This is a genomic window from Nocardia sp. NBC_01730, assembly GCF_035920445.1.
GTDB lineage: Bacteria > Actinomycetota > Actinomycetes > Mycobacteriales > Mycobacteriaceae > Nocardia.
The window spans coordinates 5,387,777-5,406,549 of record NZ_CP109162.1 but is presented as its reverse complement, the minus strand read 5'-3'; the positions used below and the strand labels follow the sequence as shown (position 1 = coordinate 5,406,549).

At 66.6% G+C, this 18,773-nt stretch carries 22 protein-coding genes; 14 read left to right on the top strand and 8 right to left on the bottom strand.

Annotation, left to right across the window (positions count from 1 at the left end; all coding sequences use genetic code 11):
* Positions 1-16 precede the first annotated feature (16 nt).
* Genes OHB12_RS22360 through OHB12_RS22345 form a run of 4 tightly spaced genes read left to right on the top strand, consistent with a single transcriptional unit; the run spans position 17 to position 2,200 of the window.
* Entirely contained in the window at positions 17-1,252 is a 1,236-nt protein-coding gene (locus OHB12_RS22360) for an inorganic phosphate transporter (protein WP_327110534.1), read from the top strand.
* A gap of 11 nt (positions 1,253-1,263) precedes the next feature.
* The gene (locus tag OHB12_RS22355; RefSeq protein ID WP_327110533.1) at positions 1,264-1,545 is read left to right on the top strand and encodes a hypothetical protein; all 282 of its coding nucleotides are present in this window, start codon (positions 1,264-1,266) and stop codon (positions 1,543-1,545) included.
* 11 nt (positions 1,546-1,556) lie between these two features.
* A complete protein-coding gene (locus OHB12_RS22350) occupies positions 1,557-1,892 on the top strand; it encodes a DUF3349 domain-containing protein (protein WP_327110532.1) in 336 nt (111 codons plus the stop codon).
* A gap of 17 nt (positions 1,893-1,909) precedes the next feature.
* A complete protein-coding gene (locus tag OHB12_RS22345) occupies positions 1,910-2,200 on the top strand; it encodes a DUF3349 domain-containing protein (protein ID WP_327110531.1) in 291 nt (96 codons plus the stop codon).
* 61 nt (positions 2,201-2,261) lie between these two features.
* On the opposite strand, the gene OHB12_RS22340 is transcribed toward OHB12_RS22345, so the two are convergent.
* Entirely contained in the window at positions 2,262-2,654 is a 393-nt protein-coding gene (locus OHB12_RS22340; protein WP_327110530.1) for a DUF4254 domain-containing protein, read from the bottom strand.
* 98 nt (positions 2,655-2,752) lie between these two features.
* Positions 2,753-3,055 (bottom strand): hypothetical protein, encoded by a 303-nt coding sequence (locus tag OHB12_RS22335; RefSeq protein ID WP_327110529.1) that lies wholly within the window; start codon positions 3,053-3,055, stop codon positions 2,753-2,755.
* 187 nt (positions 3,056-3,242) lie between these two features.
* On the opposite strand from OHB12_RS22335, the gene OHB12_RS22330 reads away from it, so the two are divergent.
* Positions 3,243-4,103 (top strand): DUF5753 domain-containing protein, encoded by an 861-nt coding sequence (locus OHB12_RS22330; protein WP_327110528.1) that lies wholly within the window; start codon positions 3,243-3,245, stop codon positions 4,101-4,103.
* A 10-nt stretch (positions 4,104-4,113) separates the two neighbouring features.
* Positions 4,114-4,314 (top strand): DUF397 domain-containing protein, encoded by a 201-nt coding sequence (locus OHB12_RS22325; RefSeq protein ID WP_327110527.1) that lies wholly within the window; start codon positions 4,114-4,116, stop codon positions 4,312-4,314.
* A gap of 601 nt (positions 4,315-4,915) precedes the next feature.
* On the opposite strand, the gene OHB12_RS22320 is transcribed toward OHB12_RS22325, so the two are convergent.
* The 5 genes from OHB12_RS22320 to OHB12_RS22300 are packed head-to-tail and all read right to left on the bottom strand — an operon-like array spanning position 4,916 to position 9,730.
* Positions 4,916-5,740, bottom strand: coding sequence for a class II fructose-bisphosphate aldolase (locus OHB12_RS22320; protein ID WP_327110526.1), 825 nt, complete (start codon positions 5,738-5,740; stop codon positions 4,916-4,918).
* A gap of 13 nt (positions 5,741-5,753) precedes the next feature.
* Positions 5,754-6,710: a 1-phosphofructokinase gene (locus tag OHB12_RS22315; protein ID WP_327110525.1), complete on the bottom strand. Its 957-nt coding sequence runs from the start codon at positions 6,708-6,710 to the stop codon at positions 5,754-5,756.
* Positions 6,698-7,849: an N-acetylglucosamine-6-phosphate deacetylase gene (locus tag OHB12_RS22310; protein ID WP_327110524.1), complete on the bottom strand. Its 1,152-nt coding sequence runs from the start codon at positions 7,847-7,849 to the stop codon at positions 6,698-6,700. Before OHB12_RS22310 ends, OHB12_RS22315 begins: the two co-directional genes overlap by 13 nt.
* On the bottom strand, positions 7,846-8,832 hold the full coding sequence (locus OHB12_RS22305; protein WP_327110523.1) for an ROK family protein: 987 nt from the start codon (positions 8,830-8,832) through the stop codon (positions 7,846-7,848). Before OHB12_RS22305 ends, OHB12_RS22310 begins: the two co-directional genes overlap by 4 nt.
* Before the next feature lie 13 nt (positions 8,833-8,845).
* Positions 8,846-9,730, bottom strand: a complete 885-nt coding sequence (locus OHB12_RS22300; protein WP_327110522.1) for an SIS domain-containing protein — start codon at positions 9,728-9,730, stop codon at positions 8,846-8,848.
* A 187-nt stretch (positions 9,731-9,917) separates the two neighbouring features.
* On the opposite strand from OHB12_RS22300, the gene OHB12_RS22295 reads away from it, so the two are divergent.
* The 4 genes from OHB12_RS22295 (at position 9,918) to OHB12_RS22280 (ending at position 14,002) form a co-directional block, all read left to right on the top strand.
* Complete coding sequence (locus OHB12_RS22295; protein ID WP_327110521.1) at positions 9,918-11,168, top strand: extracellular solute-binding protein; 1,251 nt, start codon at positions 9,918-9,920, stop codon at positions 11,166-11,168.
* A gap of 28 nt (positions 11,169-11,196) precedes the next feature.
* A complete protein-coding gene (locus OHB12_RS22290; RefSeq protein WP_327110520.1) occupies positions 11,197-12,051 on the top strand; it encodes a carbohydrate ABC transporter permease in 855 nt (284 codons plus the stop codon).
* A complete protein-coding gene (locus tag OHB12_RS22285; protein WP_327110519.1) occupies positions 12,048-12,941 on the top strand; it encodes a carbohydrate ABC transporter permease in 894 nt (297 codons plus the stop codon). Before OHB12_RS22290 ends, OHB12_RS22285 begins: the two co-directional genes overlap by 4 nt.
* A 269-nt stretch (positions 12,942-13,210) precedes the next feature.
* On the top strand, positions 13,211-14,002 hold the full coding sequence (locus OHB12_RS22280; protein WP_327110518.1) for a DeoR/GlpR family DNA-binding transcription regulator: 792 nt from the start codon (positions 13,211-13,213) through the stop codon (positions 14,000-14,002).
* Between the two features lie 60 nt (positions 14,003-14,062).
* Here the strand turns inward: OHB12_RS22280 and pnuC are convergent, their stop codons facing one another.
* Positions 14,063-14,755, bottom strand: a complete 693-nt coding sequence (gene pnuC / locus OHB12_RS22275) for a nicotinamide riboside transporter PnuC (RefSeq protein WP_327110517.1) — start codon at positions 14,753-14,755, stop codon at positions 14,063-14,065.
* Between the two features lie 150 nt (positions 14,756-14,905).
* On the opposite strand from pnuC, the gene OHB12_RS22270 reads away from it, so the two are divergent.
* The 4 genes from OHB12_RS22270 to OHB12_RS22255 all read left to right on the top strand — a co-directional run bounded on the left by OHB12_RS22270 (position 14,906) and on the right by OHB12_RS22255 (position 18,757).
* Positions 14,906-15,709, top strand: coding sequence for an ABC transporter ATP-binding protein (locus tag OHB12_RS22270; protein ID WP_327110516.1), 804 nt, complete (start codon positions 14,906-14,908; stop codon positions 15,707-15,709).
* Positions 15,710-15,821: 112 nt separating this feature from the next.
* Positions 15,822-16,568, top strand: a complete 747-nt coding sequence (locus tag OHB12_RS22265; RefSeq protein WP_327110515.1) for an ABC transporter permease — start codon at positions 15,822-15,824, stop codon at positions 16,566-16,568.
* Between the two features lie 209 nt (positions 16,569-16,777).
* A complete protein-coding gene (locus OHB12_RS22260; RefSeq protein WP_327110514.1) occupies positions 16,778-17,575 on the top strand; it encodes an ABC transporter permease in 798 nt (265 codons plus the stop codon).
* A 90-nt stretch (positions 17,576-17,665) separates the two neighbouring features.
* Positions 17,666-18,757 carry an ABC transporter substrate-binding protein gene (locus OHB12_RS22255; protein ID WP_327110513.1) on the top strand — a complete coding sequence of 364 codons (1,092 nt, stop codon included), beginning with the start codon at positions 17,666-17,668 and terminating at the stop codon, positions 18,755-18,757.
* Positions 18,758-18,773: the final 16 nt, after the last annotated feature.

Below are 18,773 nucleotides of genomic sequence, written 5' to 3'. Positions count from 1 at the left end.
GCCGCACACTAGAAGCGTGACCGTCGAATTCCTGGTTCTCCTGATCGTCGTCGTGACGGCACTCGCATTCGATTTCACCAACGGCTTCCATGACACCGCCAACGCCATGGCGACGTCGATCGCGACCGGTGCGCTCAAGCCTCGCGTCGCGGTCGCGCTGTCGGCGGTGCTGAACCTGCTCGGCGCCTTCCTGTCGGTTGCCGTCGCCGCCACGGTGGCCAAGGGCATCGTTCGTCTCGATGCCGTGTCGGGTCACGACCTGCTCATCATCGTGTTCGCCGGTCTGGTCGGCGGTATCTTGTGGAACCTGCTCACCTGGCTGTTCGGCCTGCCGTCCAGTTCGTCGCACGCCCTGTTCGGCGGTCTGATCGGCGCGACGCTCGCCTCGTTGGGCTGGAGCGGTGTGATCTGGGCGTCCGGTTCGGACGGGGTGGTCACCAAGATCATTCTTCCCGCGGTGCTCGCCCCGGTCGTCGCCGCGCTGGTCTCGGCGATCGGAACCTGGCTGGTCTACCGGATCGCCAGGTCCTCCACCGAGGACAAAGTTACCGAAGGTTTCCGTTGGGGCCAGATCGGTTCCGCCTCGCTGGTCTCGCTGGCGCACGGCACCAACGACGCGCAGAAGACGATGGGCGTGATATTCCTTGCCCTCGTCGCGCATGGGACGCTCACCAAGAACGACGAGCTGCCGCTGTGGGTGATGGCCGCGTGTGCCGTCGCCATCGCGGCAGGCACGTATCTCGGTGGCTGGCGGATCATCCGGACACTGGGCAAGGGGCTTGTCGAGATCGACTCGCCGCAGGGGCTCGCGGCCGAATCCGCTTCCGCTGCGATCATTCTCACCTCCGCCCACTTCGGGCTGCCGCTGTCCACCACACAGACCGCGACCGGCTCGATCCTGGGTACCGGGCTCGGCAAGGGTGCCGAGGTGCGGTGGGGCGTGATGGGGCGGATGGTGGTCGCATGGTTGCTCACGCTGCCGCTGGCCGGTGTGGCCGGTGCGATCTGCTGGGCTGTCGCGCATTTCGTCGGCGGGCTGGCCGGCGTGCTGGTGGTGTTCGGCATTCTGATCGCGCTGTCGACGCTGATGTATCTGCGTTCCCGGCGAAATCCGGTGCACACCGACAACGTCAACGAGTGGCCGGGCGAGACGCCTGGCGCCGCCACCGATGCGCCGGGAGTTACCCAGGACTCGGCGGCCGGCGGGCAGGCGACGGAATTCGGCTCGACGTCCCATTCGGCGCAGGTCTAGGAGGTCCAGGCGTGCACACTCTCGTCACGAATCTGAATTCGCTGTGGAAGGTGATGTCGGCCGGGCTGCTGCTCGGGGCGGGGCTGCCGATGGTCTTCGCGATCGGAGTGCGGTTCTGGTCGGCGTCGGAAATCGTCGAAGAGGGAGGCACGGTGCGGCGCAACTACCCGGCGCTCGCGGTCGCGATGGTGTGCCTCGTGTTGGTGGTGGTGGCAATCATCACCGGAATCCTCTACACCGCGAAAGCGTTCATCGCGGCAAGGTTCGGCATTCATCTGTTCGAACAGGCATGAGGGGCGTCAGAGTGACCGATCAAGCGAAACCTGCACAGCTACGGCCGCACCTGCTCGGCAAGATCGTGGGCTGGCTGCGCGCCGGCTATCCACAGGGGGTCCCGCGCTCGGACTATGTCGCCCTGTTCGCGGTGCTGCACCGCCACCTCACCGACTACGAGGTGGTCGTGATTGCCGAGGAGTTGGCGGCTTCGAACCCGGACCGCGAGATCACCCACGCCGAGATCGAGGAAGCGATCGCCCGGGTTGCGAAGGAGCAACCGGACGACCGCGACATCGCCCGCGTCGCCTCCCACCTGGCGGCGGGCGGCTGGCCACTGGCCGAACCCCCCGCCGATTCCGACTGAACGAAAAGCGTTCGCCGATGCCACCTTTCCTGAACGCCATCATCGACTGGCTGCGGGCCGGATATCCGGACGGTGTCCCGGAATCCGACTACATCCCGCTACTCGCCTTGCTTCGCCGCCGACTCTCGGATGAGGAGGTGGCTCAGATCACGGCAGAGCTGGCCGGCTCCGGCGAACTGCCCATCGACAAGACCGACATCCAGGTGATGATCACCAAGCTGACCAACGACATGCCTTCGGAGGCGGATGTGACCCGCGTGCGCACTCGGCTGGAAACCCACGCCTGGCCGGACCCGTCCGAGGATTAGCTCGGGCGCAGACTTTTCCGAAATGTCGGTGGCGATGCTCTCGGCACGTTTCGGTCGCGGTTCATCGTCGGTCGCGCGGGCCGCTGAGGTATGGGAGGCGGCGCAGTCCCGCCGAGACCTCGTAGGCGAGATCTTCATAGCCGACCGCGAGTTCGGCGAGACGCTCCCAGGCGTTGTGGACGGCCCACTCCGGTGCGATGGGCAGGACTTCGTCGGCGCACGCGGCGAACTGGGCGAGGCGGTCGATCACCATGCCGACGGTTTCGGTGTGCATGTGGGCGCCGCCGTGTGGAGGGGGCACCTCGGTGGCGACCCAGCGGTCGATGGCGAGAACGAGCCGGGCGCGGTGCTGATCGATGTCGTTCGCCTCGCCCAGCTCGGTATGCAGCCGTTGCCGGTGTAATCCGGCGAGTAGATGTGCGGACTCGAGGATCGGCTGGTCGACTCGGGGCACGACACGGCAGGCATGTAAAACGAGTTCTTTGGTCGGCAGCGGTTCCACTGCGATAACCCCCTGGGTCGAATGGTATTGCGGTATGCGAGATGTGAAAATCAGCGGCGATGCCGCCCGCCCGGACGCGGCAACCGGAGCCGACGTCGCGGCGGCCCGGTATCCCACGGCGTTTCGATAACGACCAGACCGAGGGCTTCCAGCGCGGTGAGCCCCATCCGGCTCGCCAGCTCCTCCATCAGCGAAACCGTTTCCGCCGCTTGGATCGCCGCCGTCGCCTGCTCGGTCGTCAACATCCGACCGCGCAGATACGACACCACCCACGCATCCTCACTGACCCGACGCGCCTGGTGCGGCGTGCGATCACTCACGATCCACGCCCGGTCGATGACATGCACAGACATCAGAACCCCCTCGTTCCCGCGCATGCGGGCCCGGAAAGCCCCCGCCTGCGATGCGCGACACAAAAAGATTAGGGCGCAGAACACTGATAGGTCAAGTTGACCTGTCTATTGACAAAATTCGGTCGAGTATGAATGCGGGTACGGTCGTCTCCACGAATTGCCGGAGCTGGAAGGACACGATCGGACGATGGCACCACTCTCGCCTACGGTCGCGCGCTGGGAGCTCATGCGGCGTATTCGACGACGCCGCAACGAGTTCGATGTCAGCGCGTCGGTGGTCGCGAAGGAACTCGGCTTCACGCTGTCGTATTGGTCGAAGGTGGAGAAGGAACGCGTCCTGGCCGAAGACAAATTGAAGAAGCTGATGAGGTTGCTCGAATTCGACCCAGCCGAGCGCGAGGAGATGCTGCGGCTGCGGGATATCGCGAAGCAGCGCGGGTGGTGGTCGGGGTATGCGGGGTTGTTGTCGGATGAGGTGACACGCCTGTATGGATTGGAGTACGGAGCGCAGCGCATTCACACTTACGAAAGTGTGCTGGTCCCTGGGTTGCTGCAAACGCGCGACTACGCACGGGCGCTATTCACCAACGACCTCGCTCGTGTTCGGAGGGTGGAGATCGACCGGTGGGTCGAGGTGCGCATGCGCCGCCAGGAAAGATTGACCGGACCCGATCCGCTGCGCCTGGTGGCGGTGGTGAGTGAAGCCGCGCTTACCCAGCGCACCGGCGGTGCCGATGTGCTGCGAGGGCAGCTGCACCATCTGGCATCGCTGATCGAGCAGTCTCCCGACACCCTGGATATCAGGGTCATACCGTTCGATGCACCGGGCGGAGTTCTGCTCGGCGGAGCCACCTTTCACGTGCTCGGCTTCGAGAGCGCACTGCTACCGGACATCGCCTGGAGCGAGACTCTCATCCACCTCCGGCTGATCGAGGACACCGAGCCGGTACGGCATCTCCGCACCATGTTCGACAGTGCGCTCGCCGATCACGCCATGTCCCGTGCCGATTCGCTCGCGTTGATCGAGACAAGAGCTGACAGCTTGTAAACTCGAGGATATGGATAGCCCGAATTTTCCTATGGAGGGCTGGTTCAAGTCGTCCTATTCCAGTGACAGTCAGGCGTGCGTCGAGGTTTGCTTCGACGGTGAGCGAGTCCTCGTCCGCGACAGCAAGTTTCCGGGGCATGTCCGACCTGTTCTCGCGTTCACGCCGGCGCAGTGGTCCGCATTCACGACGACCATTCGGGCGGCTGGGTAGTCTCGGGCGACACGGATGCGCGATGGCCGGCTCCGGTCGTCGCCCTCCAGTGACGCGGTAGCTCGAAATTCGACGATGCCCGGGTTCCCATCCGCGAGTATTCAGGCTCGGAGCCGATCCTCGTTCGACCGGGCCGACTGGTGGACCTTCACCTCCACCATCCGCTCCCGACCTGATTCGACCGGCCCACACCACTCCGGTTCCCAGCTGACTCTCAGCTCCATTGCAACGAGCACTCAGCTACGCGCGCGAGAGTAACCCCGTCGGTGCGACGCGATCGGCCCGACAGCTCTAACCGGTGGACAACTGCCCTGTCCCACCACCTAGCCGGGCCGGCGGCGCCGAACCCCCTCGCTCGCGCCGCCGGCCTTGCTCGTTGAGTGGCACATGGTTGCGGCAAAACGCGGTGATCCGGCCTTCGAAAAGTGATAGTCGACGCTCTTCGACGCCGGTTTCCACCTTGCGGTACGGCTGGAGTCCCGCAGGCGGCGCGTGGCTGCGGAAAAGCGTGAGAGGCCTCGCCGTGGTGTGCCACTCGCGGACTGTCTCCGGCTGGAGCCCGCGTATGTGGGGCGGGAAAGGGTGGGAAGCCTCTCCGCTGTCAGGTGAGGAGGTGGAGGAAGTGTTCGACTTCGGACTGGATGGCGGAGCGGGCGGGGATGAGGTACTTGCGGGGGTCGGCGAGGGTGGGGTCGGCGGTGAGGGCGGCGCGGATAACGGCGGTCATCTGGACGTTGAGGCGGGTGGCGATGTTGATCTTCGTCATGCCGTGATCGATGGCGGAGCGCAGGCCATCGTCGGGGACGCCGGATGAGCCGTGCAGGACCAGGGGAACCGGGACTTTCGTGGCAAGGCGGGCGATCAGGTCGGTGTCGAGTTGTGCGGTGCGGCTGTGCATGGCGTGGGAGGATCCGACAGCTACCGCCAACGCGTCGACTCCGGTGGCCGTGACGAATTCGACCGCCTCGTTGGGATCGGTGCGGACGCCGGGGGCGTGGGCGCCGTCCTTGCCGCCGACTTCGCCGAGTTCGGCCTCGACGTGGACGCCGCGCTCGTGGCACCAGCGGGTGATGGCGATGGTGGCGGCGACGTTGTCCGCGTAGTCGAGGGTGGAGCCGTCGAACATGATCGAGCGGATACCGAGATCGACCGCGGCGCGGACCAGTTCGGGGTCGGTGGCGTGGTCGAGGTGCACGGCGATGACGGCGCTGCTGTCGGCGGCGATCCGCAGACAAGCGAGTGCGATCGGGGCGAGACTGCGGTGATAGCGCACCGTATTCTCCGAAAGCTGCAATACCACTGGCCTTTTCGCCGATTCCGCGGCGGCTGCGATGGCCTCGGCATGCTCCAGGGTGATCACGTTGAACGCGCCGAGACCGCCGGGGCGGACGACGGTGATCAGGTCGGAAACCGAAGTCAGCGGCATTGCGGGCGTCTCCTCATGGCTGAGCGCGCGTCGGCAGGTCCAGGTGTTCGACGCGGACGGTCGGGGCGATTCTGGCGCGCAGACCGCGGTCGATTTCGCCGGCTACCGGGATGACGATCGAGGATGCGGAGGTGGCTACCGCGTCGGTGAGGATGGCGGGCCAGTCCGGGGCGGTCTCGGTCGAGAGTGCGGCGATCACGGCGGCCGTCGCGGAATCGCCTGCGCCGATCGGGTTTCCGGCGAGTGGTTCAGGGAGCACTGCCGACCACGCGCCGTCGGCGGTGACCGTGACAACCCCTTGGGCACCACGCGTGGCGATGACCGCGCGCACGCCCCAATCGATGAGCGGATAGGCGGCGGTCACGACGTCGGCGGCGGTTTTCGGTTCGGCACCGGTTAATCGATGCAACTCCGCACTGTTCGGCATGAGCACGATCCCGGGCACCTGGGCGGCCAAGCGCAATGCCTCGCCGTCGACATCGCAGATGGTCGGCACGTCGGCCGCGATCGCGGTCCGCGCGATCTCGGCGGGAAGTGCGGGGTCGATGCCGGCAGGCAGTGATCCGGAGATGACCAGCCCATCGATATCGGGTAGCAGACCCGCCACCCGGACGGCTAATTGTTCGGCGGCATGCGGGTTGGAGACACGGGCGCCCGGCTCCCACAGCGCGGTGGCGGTGCCGTCCTCGGACTCGCTGATCACCACGGTGCGGCGTACCCAGGGCAGCGCGTGCACGAAGTCGACCGGCATCTCCAGCTCGGCGACCGCCGCGAAGGCGTGGTCGGAGAACCCGGTCGCCCTCGAGTATTTGCCGAGTTGATTCAGTACCCGGGTCACGTTGATGCCCTTGCCGCCGATGCGCTGCTCGACCGAGCGGACCCGGTGGGCCTGCCCGCGTTCGAAGCGCTCGACCCGGTAGGTCATGTCGTACGCCGGATTCATTGTCACGGTGAGGATCACGACAACCACTGTCCTCGTCTGAGCACCCGGCGCAACTGGAGACTGTCATCGACTGTCAATATGTCGGCGAACTGCCCGGCCCGCAGGTCACCGACGTCGGTCAGCCCGAGCGCGGCGGCCGGGGTCGAGGTGGCAGCCAGCACCGCATCCCGCAGCGGAACACCGGATTCGCGCACCGCCCTCGCCACGCACTGCAGCAGCGTGCTGACCCCGCCCGCGATCGAACCGTTGGCGATTCGCGCGACCCCGTCGCGCACCGTGACGGGCTGCGGGCCGAGCCGGTACTCGCCGTCCGGGAGCCCCGCCGCCTGCATGGCGTCGGTGACGAGCGCGACCCGTCCCGGTGCGGTCGCGAACACCAGCGCGGCGAATCCGGGATCGACGTGCACGCCGTCGCCGATCAGCTCTACGGTCGCGTGCCCGGCCGCCGCGGCCACCAGAGCCGCGGCGACCGGGCCGGGATCGCGGTGGTGCAGCGGTGGCATCCCGTTCGCCAGGTGTGTTACGAGACCACCGAAGCCGTTGGGGCGCAATGCCTCTAGGAACGAAGTGAAGTCGGTTTCGCTGTGGCCCAGCGCGACCACGACGCCGTTGTCGACCAGCCGCCGCGCGACGGCCGCGTAGCCGGGCAACTCCGGTGCGATCGTCAGCACGCGCAGATGCGCGCCACCGGCGGCGAGGAGCTGGTCGGTCAGCTCGGGATCGGGGTCGCGCAGAAATCGCGGATCCTGTGCCCCGCATCGGGCCTCGGACAAAAAGGGACCCTCGAGGTGAATGCCGCCGAGCACTCCTTCCTCGGCCAGCTTCCGCAGCACGGCGGTCTGCGCCACCATGTCGGCGCCGACCCCGGTGACCACGCTCGCCACCACCGTGGTCGATCCGCGCGCGTGATGGGACTCCGCCGCCGCCCGCGCGTCCGCGCCATCCACGGTGTCGAACCGGTACCCGAATCCGCCGTGGTTGTGCATGTCCACCAGCCCGGGCAACACGATTCCCGAAATCGGCGGTTCGGGTGAATCCAGGTGCCCGGCGCGCCACTGCGCGAACGACTGCACGGCAGCGATCCGCGCTCCGGAAACCGAAACCACCCCGTCGTCCATGGTCGCGCTCGCCGATACGATGCGCCCCCGGATCGTCAGGTCACTCATTCCAGGGCCCCCTGTCGGGCGAACAGCGCGGCGCCCGCCAGACCGGCGCGGGCACCGTACTCGCCGAGTACGACTCGTGGTGCGGGGACCAGGCGCAGTCGGTCGACCAGTGCCCGGTGCAGCGGGTCGGTGAGGGCGGCGCCCGCGCCGGCGAGACCGCCACCGAGGACGATCAGTTCGGGGCAGGTCGCGTGCACCAAGCCGACCAGTCCGTCGGCGAGCGCGTCGACCGCGTCCTCGACTACCGCCGCCGCGTCGGGGTCGGTGGAATATAGCGCGAAAACCTCTGCGGCGCCGTCGATTTCGCGACCGGTGCGACGAGTATAGGCGCGCGCCATGGCCGCTCCGGAGGCCACGGTCTCCACGCAGCCGATATTGCCGCAGGGGCATGGCAATCCGCCCTCGCGCCGAACCGGCACATGGCCGTATTCGCCGACCTGTCCGTAACTGCTGCGTACGAGTCGCCCACCTGCGGAAAGTGTGCCGGAGATGCCGGTGCCGAGGATGATCACGCACACGTTGTCGTGCCCGCGTCCCGCGCCGAACCGCCATTCGGCCCAACCCGCCACGGCGACATCGTGCTCGACGAGGACCGGGATCTTCCAGCGTCGGATGAAGCGGTCGCCGATGCGCACGTCCCGCCATCCGACATTGCTGCTGAACACGGCGATCGAGTTCGCGGTGTCGACGATGCCAGGCAGCACCACCGCCGCCCGGCCGACCCGGTGGCGCTGCTCGTCGGACAGTTCGGCGAGTAATCGGTCGCCGAGCGCGCCCATCGCGTCGAACGCGGCCTCGCCCTGCGGCGTGGCAAGGGTGCCCGTCGCGAGCACCGTGCCCGCGACGTCGGTGATCTCGCCTTTGATGGTGGTCCCGCCGACGTCCAATCCGAGCACGAGCGCGTCGTCGGACAACGTGACGGCCGACCGCGGAGCTGCCACCGCGGTTCGGCGTCGAGACGCTGCGCCCGGTACGGAGTTCACCACAGGACCCTGGTCACCGCTCGAGAACCACGGAGCGGTTCAGGTTGCGCGGGTGGTCGGGATCGAGTTCGAGATCTGCGGAGCGCAGCACGCAGAGCTGATGGACGCGCATCAGGTCGGCCATCGGGTCGACGTCGCGATGTTCCAGGTGTGCGCCGGTGACGGCGACATCGTCGGCGAAGTTCGGCTCCAGCGGTCCGAAGGCCCAGACCGCGCGGCCCGGCGCGGAGATGCTGATCGGGCCGTGGCGGTATTCGGTCGCCAGGTACGCCTCGGTCCAGGACTGGCAGGATTCGCGGAGCTTGAGCGCCGCCTCGTCGGCGATGGCTGCTGCGAACCCCATACCGACGAAGCTGATCTGCTCGGCCCCACGTACCTCGGCGAGCGACACCGTGGGGTCCTCCGCGAGCACCGCGCGGGCCTGCGCGATCACCGGATCCAGGTCGTGGCCCAGGTGTGAGCGCAGGATCGCCAGTGCGGTGGTCGCGAAGCGGGTCTGTACCACCGACTGTTCGTCGACCTCGTCGATCAGGATCGGATCGCCCAGTTCCAGCACGGGGGTGCCGGGGCTGGAGCAGATGACGGCACGGGGGATCTGCGCCGGAATATCCCGCATGGCACGCACCACTTCGGTGGTGGTGCCGGAGCGGCAGATCACGAGGTAGCGGTCGTAGTCGCGATCGCGCACCTCGCTCGCCGGCCAGGCGTCGGTGCGCCCGTGGCCCACGCCTTCGCGCAGCGCGGAGATCGCGCGGGACATGAACAGTGAGGTTCCGCAGCCGATCACGGCCACGCGCTCACCCGGTTGGGGCAGCACGGCTCGGTGGTCGGCCGCGACGGTCGTGGCCCGTGCCCAGTCGTCCGGCTGGGTGGCGACCTCGGTGGCCAGATGGGTCATCGGTGTGGATTCGGCAGAGAGCGGCACATCAACAGGATCACCTCATGTGATCGTTCATGTCAAATTTACAGGCAAATCAGTCACATATGATCACGGTTAGGGCTAGATTGATGCGCACGGCCGGTAGGTCCTCCCCATCATCGGCGGTCCCCTGGCGCCGGGTGTGCAAATCTGAAAGGTTCTGCTCGTGAAAAGACCACTCCACCGCGTACTTGCCGGAGTCGCGATGGTCACCGGCCTTGCGCTGGCGCTGTCGTCCTGCGGTTTCGGTTCGAAAGATGCCGCGGACTCCGACACCACGATCAACTTCCTCGCGCCCGCCTACAGCGACGGCGCCACGGGTACCAAGGCCCTGTGGGACGGCATCATCGCCGACTTCCAGAAGCAGAACCCGGGCATCACCGTGAATCTGCAGATGGAGTCGTGGAACTCCATCAACGACGTGGTGCGCACCAAACTGCAGTCGAAGTCCACCACACCCGACATCCTCAATATCGACGCTTATGCCAGCTTCGCGGGCGACGGCATGCTTTATCCGGCCGCCGACATCGTGTCGGCACCGGTGCTGGCCGATATCCAGCCCGGCTTCGCCAACAACGCCTCGCTGAACGGAACGCAGTACGCGCTTCCGCTGTTCGCCTCGACTCGCACGCTGTTCTACAACACCGACCTGTTCGCCAAGGCTGGCGTCGTCGCGCCGCCGAAGACCTGGGCCGAGCTGACCGACGTGGCGAAGAAGATCCAGGCGCTCGGCGGCGGCGTGTCCGGCTACGGGCTGCCGCTCGGCAGCGAGGAGGCCCAGGGCGAGACTTCCATCTGGACCTTCGGTGCGGGCGGCTCCTGGGCCGATGGCGACCGGATCACCGTGGACACCCCGCAGAACCTGGAGGGCGTGCAGGCGATGCGGGATCTGATCGATGCAGGCGCGACCCAGCCGAATCCAGGCGCGACCGACCGCAAGGACGTGATCAACGCCTTCATCCAGGGCAAGATCGGCATGATCGAGGGCCTGCCGCCGACCATCGGCCAGATCGCCGCGAAGAATCCGGGCCTGCAGTACGCGACCGCACCCTCGCCGACGAAGACGGGTGAGCCGGTCACTCTCGGCGTCGCCGACCACCTGATGGCCTTCCAGAAGGACGGCAAGAAGACCGAGACGATCAAGAAGTTCCTCGACTACTTCTATTCCGCCGACGTGTACTCGAACTTCGTGCGGCACGAGGGCTTCATCCCGATCACCGAGAGCGCCGCCGTCAAGCTCGCGGACGACCCGGTCACCAAGGCGTTCGCCGGGACGCTGCCGGTGGCGCGGTTCTACCCGAGCAACAACGCGAAATGGGGCGCCGCCCAGGGGGCCATCCGTCAGCAGATGGGCACCATCGGCCAGGGCGCGGACCCGGCCCAGGTGTTGCAGCGGATCCAGGAAGCCGTGAAGTAGCGTGCGGCGCAGAGGAATACTGGCGGCGATGCCGTGGATCGGACCGTCGCTGGTCTTGATCGCGGCGATCGTCGCCTTCCCCGCCTGTTACATGGTGTGGACCAGCACCAGGGACCTGAGCGCTTACGGCCAGGACCGGGGCAACGCCGGCCTGGCCAACTACCGGACCCTGTTCGGGATCTCGGAGCTGGGCTCGGTCCTGGTCCACACGGTGATCTGGGTGGTCGGTGTCGTGTTGATCACGCTGCTGCTCTCCGCGGCGTTGGCCCAGTTCTTGAACAAGGACTTTCCCGGCCGCACCGCGGTACGGATGGCGATCCTGGTGCCGTGGGCGGCGTCGGTGGTGATGACGACGTCGATCTTCTACTACATGCTCGATCCGGACGTCGGCATCGCGAACCGATTTCTCGTCGACATCGGGGTGCTCGACCGGGGTTATGGCTTCACCAAGCAGCCGACGCAGGCGTTCCTCGTGGCGATGGGCGTCGCGGTGTTCGTGTCTGTGCCATTCACCACCTACACCATTCTGGCCGGGCTGCAATCGATTCCGGCCGAGACCGACGAAGCGGGCCGGGTCGACGGCGCCGGCGCATGGCAGCGCTACCGCTATCTCACGCTGCCGCAGTTGCGTCCGGCGATCGCGGTGGCGACCATCATCAACATCATCAACGTGTTCAACTCGCTGCCGATTCTGCAGGTGATCACCGGAAGCATCGCGGGGTTCTCCGCGGACACCACGACGACGTTGACCTTCAAACTGATTCGGCAGAACCAGCAGATCGACACCGCCGCCGCGATGAGCGTGCTGAACTTCGTATTGATCCTTGTCATCATCGCGATCTACGTGAAGGTGATCCGGCCGACCCAGGAGGTCGACCGATGACCATCCAGGCGGACGTGGCGGGGGTCGACGGTGCGGCCGACCCTGGCGCGCGCACAGGCCCGCGGACCAAGCGGCGTCGCTGGGAACTCACCGTGGTCGGTGTGGTGCTTTCCGCGATGTTCCTGCTGCCGTTCCTCGTGATGGTTCTCGGTTCGCTGAAGAGCAGGGCCGAAATCCTGAGCATCCCGCCGACGTACCTGCCGCAGGAGTGGCACCCGGACAACTACGCCACGATGTGGAATACCCCGGAGACGCCGCTGCCGTTCAACCTGGTCAGCACGATCATCATCTCGCTCTGCGCGACCGCGCTTGTGCTTGTCGTCGCGATTCCGGCGGGATATTACACAGCGCGCCATCGTTTTCCGGGCCGCGTGGTGTTTCTCGGCCTGGTGCTGGTGACCCAGATGCTGCAGCCGACCGTCCTGGTGACCGGGTTGATCCGGGAGTTCTTCGCGCTTGGCATCAACGACACCTGGCTGGCGATGATCCTGGTGAACGCCGCGTTCAACCTGTCGTTCGCGGTGTGGATCCTGCACAGCTTCTTCGCCGCCATCCCGGTGGAGATCGAGGAAGCGGCGCTGCTCGACGGGTTGAACCGCTGGCAGACGCTGATCCGGGTCAGTCTGCCGCTGGTCTGGCCTGGCATCGTTACCGCGACGATCTTCGTCGTGGTCTCGTGCTGGAACGAGTTCGCTGCGAGCCTGGTCGTGCTGACCACACCGGAGAACCAGCCGCTGTCGGTGGCGTTGACCAAGTTCGTCGGGCAGTACGACACGGCGTGGCAATATGTGTTTGCCATTTCCACTGTCGGCATCATTCCGGTGGTGTTGCTGTTCGCGCTCATCGAGAAGCGTCTGGTGGCAGGTCTGACCGCCGGTGGCGTCAAGTAGATGACCCGGTCTGATCGGTTACCGGTCGAGGTGAGCCATGCGGTGAATGATTGGCGCAGGCAACAACTCCGACTGGTGTCGATGCTGTCGGGCGGCGGGTACGACGTCCGGCACACCGAACTCACCGTGCCACGTGTTTCCCAGGCGAAGCGCAGGCCCGGCTCGGCATCGCCGCCCGAGAATCTTGACGGTCGGCACCGTGCCTGTGGTCATATTGTTCGCGTGCTTGGAGAAACAGCAGGTCGTCCACACGGCCCTGGCGGTGTGAGATGACCGGATCGACGGACCGGCCACAGCGGTGGAACCGGTTGCTGGAACTGCTCGCCGAATCCGGGCGGCTCTCGGTGGACGAGGCCGCAGAGCGGCTGGGCGTGTCCCCCGCGACGGTGCGCCGCGATTTCACCGCGCTGGCGCAGCAGCAGCTGGCGACCAGGACGCACGGCGGCGTCGTGGCGACCTCGGTCGCCTACGACCTGCCCGCCCGCTACCGTCAGACCGGGGGTGAAGCCAAGCAGCGGATCGCGGAACACGCTGCGTCCCTTGTCGATCCGTCCGCAGTGGTGGCGATGAACGGTGGCACCACCACCACGGCGGTGGCCAGGGCGCTGGCCGTGCGCACCGATCTCGGGATGTCCGGCGACGATCAGCTGACCATCGTCACCAACGCGCTCAACATCGCGGGTGAGATGGTGCTGCGGCCGCACATGCGCACGATCGTCCTCGGTGGCGTGGCGCGGCGGGAGTCCTACGAGCTGCACGGGCCGCTGGCCGAACGGGCGCTGGCCGAATTGCGCCTCGACGAACTCATCCTCGGCGTGAACGCGATCTCCGCCCAGGGGGGCGCGCAGTGCAGGCACATCGATGAGGCCGGGGTCACCACCGAGATGGTGCGGCGCTCGGGACACGTGATGGTGGTCGCCACCGCCGACAAGCTGGAACGCACGGCGCTGGCCCGGATCTGCGGCATCGAGCAGGTGCAGGTCCTGGTTACCGACAGTGACGCCGACCCCGCGGCGGTGGCGGCGATCCGCGCGGCGGGAGTGCGGGTCGACCTGGTGTAGGCGCCGACAGACGGCACGGGGTCGAAAGCGAAGCAACGCAATAGGTCCCGGATCGGTCGACTAGTCCAGAGCTGGTACCGGCGCCAGCGGCCGAGCCGTTTCGGCGGACGGCCGCATGCTGCGCTTCCAGACCAGGAAGCCCCAGGCCACGAAGCCCGCGTAGACCAGATACATGGTGGCCGAGGGGTAGTAACCGGCCCGAACCAGCAGCGGAATGCCGACGACGTCGACTGCGATCCACATCAACCAGAATTCGGCGAGCCCGCGCGCCATGCCATATGTGGCCAGGACCGAACCGGTGAAGATCCAGGCTTCGGCCCATGGACCGTAGGAGTGCAGCCGCTCGAAGAGCTGGGCGAAGACGGCTGTGCCGGCGAGCATCGCGAGGACGAGGACGAGGCGTTCGCGCGCAGTCGCCCAGCGCGGGTCGACACCGCGATGCTCCAGCCCGGCACCCCTGGACGCGTGCCGGTACCAACTCCACCAGCCATAGACGCTGACGGCGATGAACATCAACTGGCGTCCGGCCTGGCCCGCCATGTTCAGCTGCTGCGGCGTGTGGAATACGCCGCCGACGAACACCGTGAACAGCAGGGCGTTCCCCGTGATGCCGATCGGCCAGGCCCAGACCCGGCGGCGCATGCCGCCGATCGCGGAGGCGAGGCCGAAGCCGTTGCCGATCACCTCGCGCCAGAGGATCTCCGAGCCTGCGATGTGCAGCTCGGCATCGAGCAACGTGATGATCGGGTTCACCTGCTGTGTAACCCGTGGCGGGCCGTGTCCCATCCGGATCGGCTCGCTTCGATTCGAAATACCCGCTCGACGCCCGGCATGTAACGATTGCGCAATATGGCGATGCGATTCGCAATATCCGCGCAACCAGGTGCTCTTAGGGTGGCCGTCATGAGCACGGACAGCAGCACTGCCGGGGGGACCGGAATTCACATCAGCGGGTTGACCAAGACCTTCCGGGTCGGGCGGAAAACGGTGCAGGCGCTGGACTCCGTGGATCTGCATACCGAGCAGGGCGCGTTTCTCGCGCTGCTCGGTCCGTCCGGTTGCGGCAAGTCCACGGTGCTGCGCATTCTCGCCGGGCTGGAGACGCCGACCGCGGGCAAGGCGCTGATCGACGGCGAGACCCCCGCTGAACTGCGCGGTCGCCACGAATTGGGCATCGCGTTCCAGGATTCGGCGCTGCTGCCCTGGCGTTCGGTGGAGTCGAATATCAAGCTGCCGCTTCAGGTCGCCGGAATGACGCCCGATCCGGCGCAGATCGCCGACCTGATCCGGCTGGTGGGACTGGACGGATTCGAGAAGGCCAAACCCGCGCAGCTTTCCGGCGGCATGCGTCAGCGTGTCTCGATCGCGCGGGCGCTGGTGGTGAAGCCGACTGTATTGCTGCTGGACGAACCGTTCGGCGCACTCGACGACATGACCAGGCAGCGGCTCAATCTGGAGCTGCTGCGGATCTGGACCGAGAAGCCCGCGACCACGCTGATGGTCACGCACGGCATCGCCGAGGCGGTCTTCCTGTCGGATGTGGTCGCCGTGATGAGCCCGCGGCCGGGTCGGGTGCTGGAGCTGGTCGAGATCGATCTGCCGCGTCCGCGGCTGCCCGAGATGATGCGAACGCCGGAGTTCCACAAGCTGCACGACTACCTGTCGGAGCTGCTGTTCGGAAAGTCCGGGAAGGGAGGTGTGGCATGAACGCCCACGATCCGGCGCGCTGTCTGCGCTACGGTAAGCCCAGCCGGCAGCGGGTGAGCACGCACCCGCACCCGCTCGCGCGGTGCATCCGACGCGGCGAGGGAGGCGCACAATGAAGCGCCTCGGCGGTGTGCTCGGCGTACTCGGGCTGGTCGTGGTGTGGTGGATACTCGCGGCGCTCGGCGTCGCAGGCGGAACCATACCCAGCCCGTGGCAGGTGCTGCACACGATGGTCACCGACGGGTGGGGGCTGTATGGGCCGAACTTCCGGATCACCGCGCTCGGCGCGCTGAAGGGGTTCGTCTGGGGCAACGGGCTGGCCATCGCATTGGCCATCCTGATCGTGCTGGTCCCGCCGATCGAGTCGCTGGCCACCCAGCTGGCGATCCTGAGCTACTGCACGCCGCTGCTCGCGCTCGGCCCGATCATCCTTGTCGTGTTCGGCGGACGAACTCCGACGGTGTTCCTCGCCGCGATGTATTGCTTCTTCACGACGATGGTCGGCACCGTCACCGGGTTGCGATCGGCCGACCGGACCAGCCTCGACCTGGTGCGCGCCTACGGTGGTGGGCGCTGGCAGCAGTTGTACCGGGTGCAGGTGATATCGGCGCTGCCGAACACTTTCGCGGCGTTGAAGATCGCCGCGCCGTCCGCCGTGCTCGGCGCGATCATCGGCGAATACCTCGGCGGCGTGGACAGCGGAATCGGGGTGGCGCTGACCGCAGCGCAGACCGCCTACAACGTGCCGCGCACCTGGGGGATGGCGCTGGCCGCGGCGGCGCTGGCCGGACTCGGGTACGTGGTGGTGGCGCTGGCCGCACGGCTGGTCGCTCCGTGGACTGCCCAGGAGGAGCGATGAGGAACCATTGCGCAGCGCCTGATCGCTCCGACCGGGTGCGGGTGTCCCGCGAAATACAGGAGGAGCGGTGAGGAACCATTGCGCAGCGCCTGATCGCTCCGACCGGGTGCGGGTGTCCCGCGAAATACAGGAGGAGCGATGAGGAACCATTGCGCAGCGCCTGATCGCTCCGACCGGGTGCGGGTGTCCCGCAAAATACAGGAGGAGCGATGAAACTGCTGCGACGGATCGGACGATTCCTGTTCCCGCTGTTGACCTCGCTGCTGTTGATGCTGGTGATCTGGTACGTCTTCCTGAAGGCTTTCCCGCAGGTCGGGCCGCGGGTCGGTAAGTCGCCGGGTGACATCTGGACCTATCTGGTGACCGCCCCCAATGCGAGCACCGCACGGCAGGCGATCATCGACGATCTGCAGATCACGCTGCGAGACGCGGCGATCGGGTTCGGTGCGGGCATGCTCGCCGCGTTGGTGGTCGCGGCGCTGTTCGTGTCGTTCGCCGCCGTCGAGCAGACGTTCCTGCCGGTGGCGATGCTGTTGCGTTCGGTGCCGCTGGTCGCGCTGACCCCGATCATCGTGCTGGTGTTCGGCCGCGGGCTGGCCGGGGTGACGGTGATGGCCGCGATCGTCGTGTTCTTCCCGGCCCTGGTCATGATCATGGCGGGCCTGCGCAACGCGCCGCGCCAGGCCTTGGATCTGGTGGCCGCGTACGGCGGATCGCGGTGGACCGGGCTACGGATGGTGGCCGTCCCCGCCGCGCTGCCCTCGGTGTTCGCCGCCGCGCGAATCTCGGTGCCCGGCGCGCTGATCGGCGCGCTGCTCGGAGAATGGCTCGGCAGCGGAACCGGGCTCGGCGCCAGCCTGATCCGGGCCATCCCGACCTTCCAATACAGCAAGCTGTGGGCGTCGATCGTCATCGTGACGCTGGTTTCGGTGGTGCTCTACGCGATCGTCGGTGTGGTCGAGAACCTGGTGCTCGCGCGCTTCGGGACGGAGGCAGGACGGTACTGACCGGCCGATTCGGTCGGCAGAATTCGCGCGAATCCACGCTCGGAACGTCAAAGTAAAGAAATTGAAACGCGGTAGACCTAGATTCGGCCCATGACACCCGCGCAACGCTCTTCGTTCGGGCACCTGAACCGACGCTCGTTTCTCCGTTACTCCGCACTGACCGGCGCCGTGCTCGGCGGTACCGGAGCGCTGGCCGCCTGCGGCAGCGATTCCAGCGACTCGTCGGGCGGGTCGACCCCGGACGGTTCCAGATACGGCAGGGTCGCGGTGCAGCTGTCCTGGCTGAAGAACATCGAGTTCGCCGGAGAGTACTTCGCGGACGCGAAGGGCTATTTCAAAGAAGCAGGCTTCGGTTCGGTCGATCTGGTCGCGGGCGGTGCCGCGAGCACCTCGGTGGAAGCAGGCTTGGACACCGGAAAGATGTGGCTGGGACTTTCCGCTCCGCAGACCACCGCGCCCGCGGTGTTGGAGGGCCTGCCCGCGAAGATCGTCGGCACCACGTACCAGAAGAACCCGTTCGCGATCGTCAGTTCCGCGGGCAAGCCGATCAGGACCCCCGAGGACATGAAGGGTCGCAAGATCGGCGTGCAGGACACGAACCAGCTGATCTTCAACGCACTGCTCGCCGCCAACGGGCTGAAGCCGAGCGATGTCACCATCGTGCCCGCCCAGTTCGATCCGACCCCGCTGGCCAGCGGCGAGGTCGACGGATGGGTCAGTTACGTGACCAACGAGCCGATCACCTTGGCGGCCAAGGGGTTCCAGAACGCGCATTTCCTGTTCGCCGACTTCAACTTGCCGTTGGTTGCTGAGACGCTGACGGTGACACAGTCCACGATCGACAAGGAGCGCGACAAGCTGAAGGCATTTCTGGTCGCCGAGATCAAGGGCTGGAAGGACGCGGTGGCCGACCCCGCCGAGTCAGCCAGGCTGGCGGTCGAGGTGTACGGCAAGGACCAGAAGCTCGATCTCGACGAGCAGACGAAAGAGGCCGCCGCCCAGAACGAACTGGTGGTCTCGCCGGACACGGCCGCGAACGGCCTGCTCACGATGACCGACATGCTGATCGAGCAGAACATCGCAGCGCTACGCACCGCCAAGATCGACATCAAGGCCGAGCAGCTTTTCGACCTGTCCGTATTGCGCGAGGTGTACGCCGAGAACCCCGGACTGAAATACTAGGTCCAACTTCGGTGCC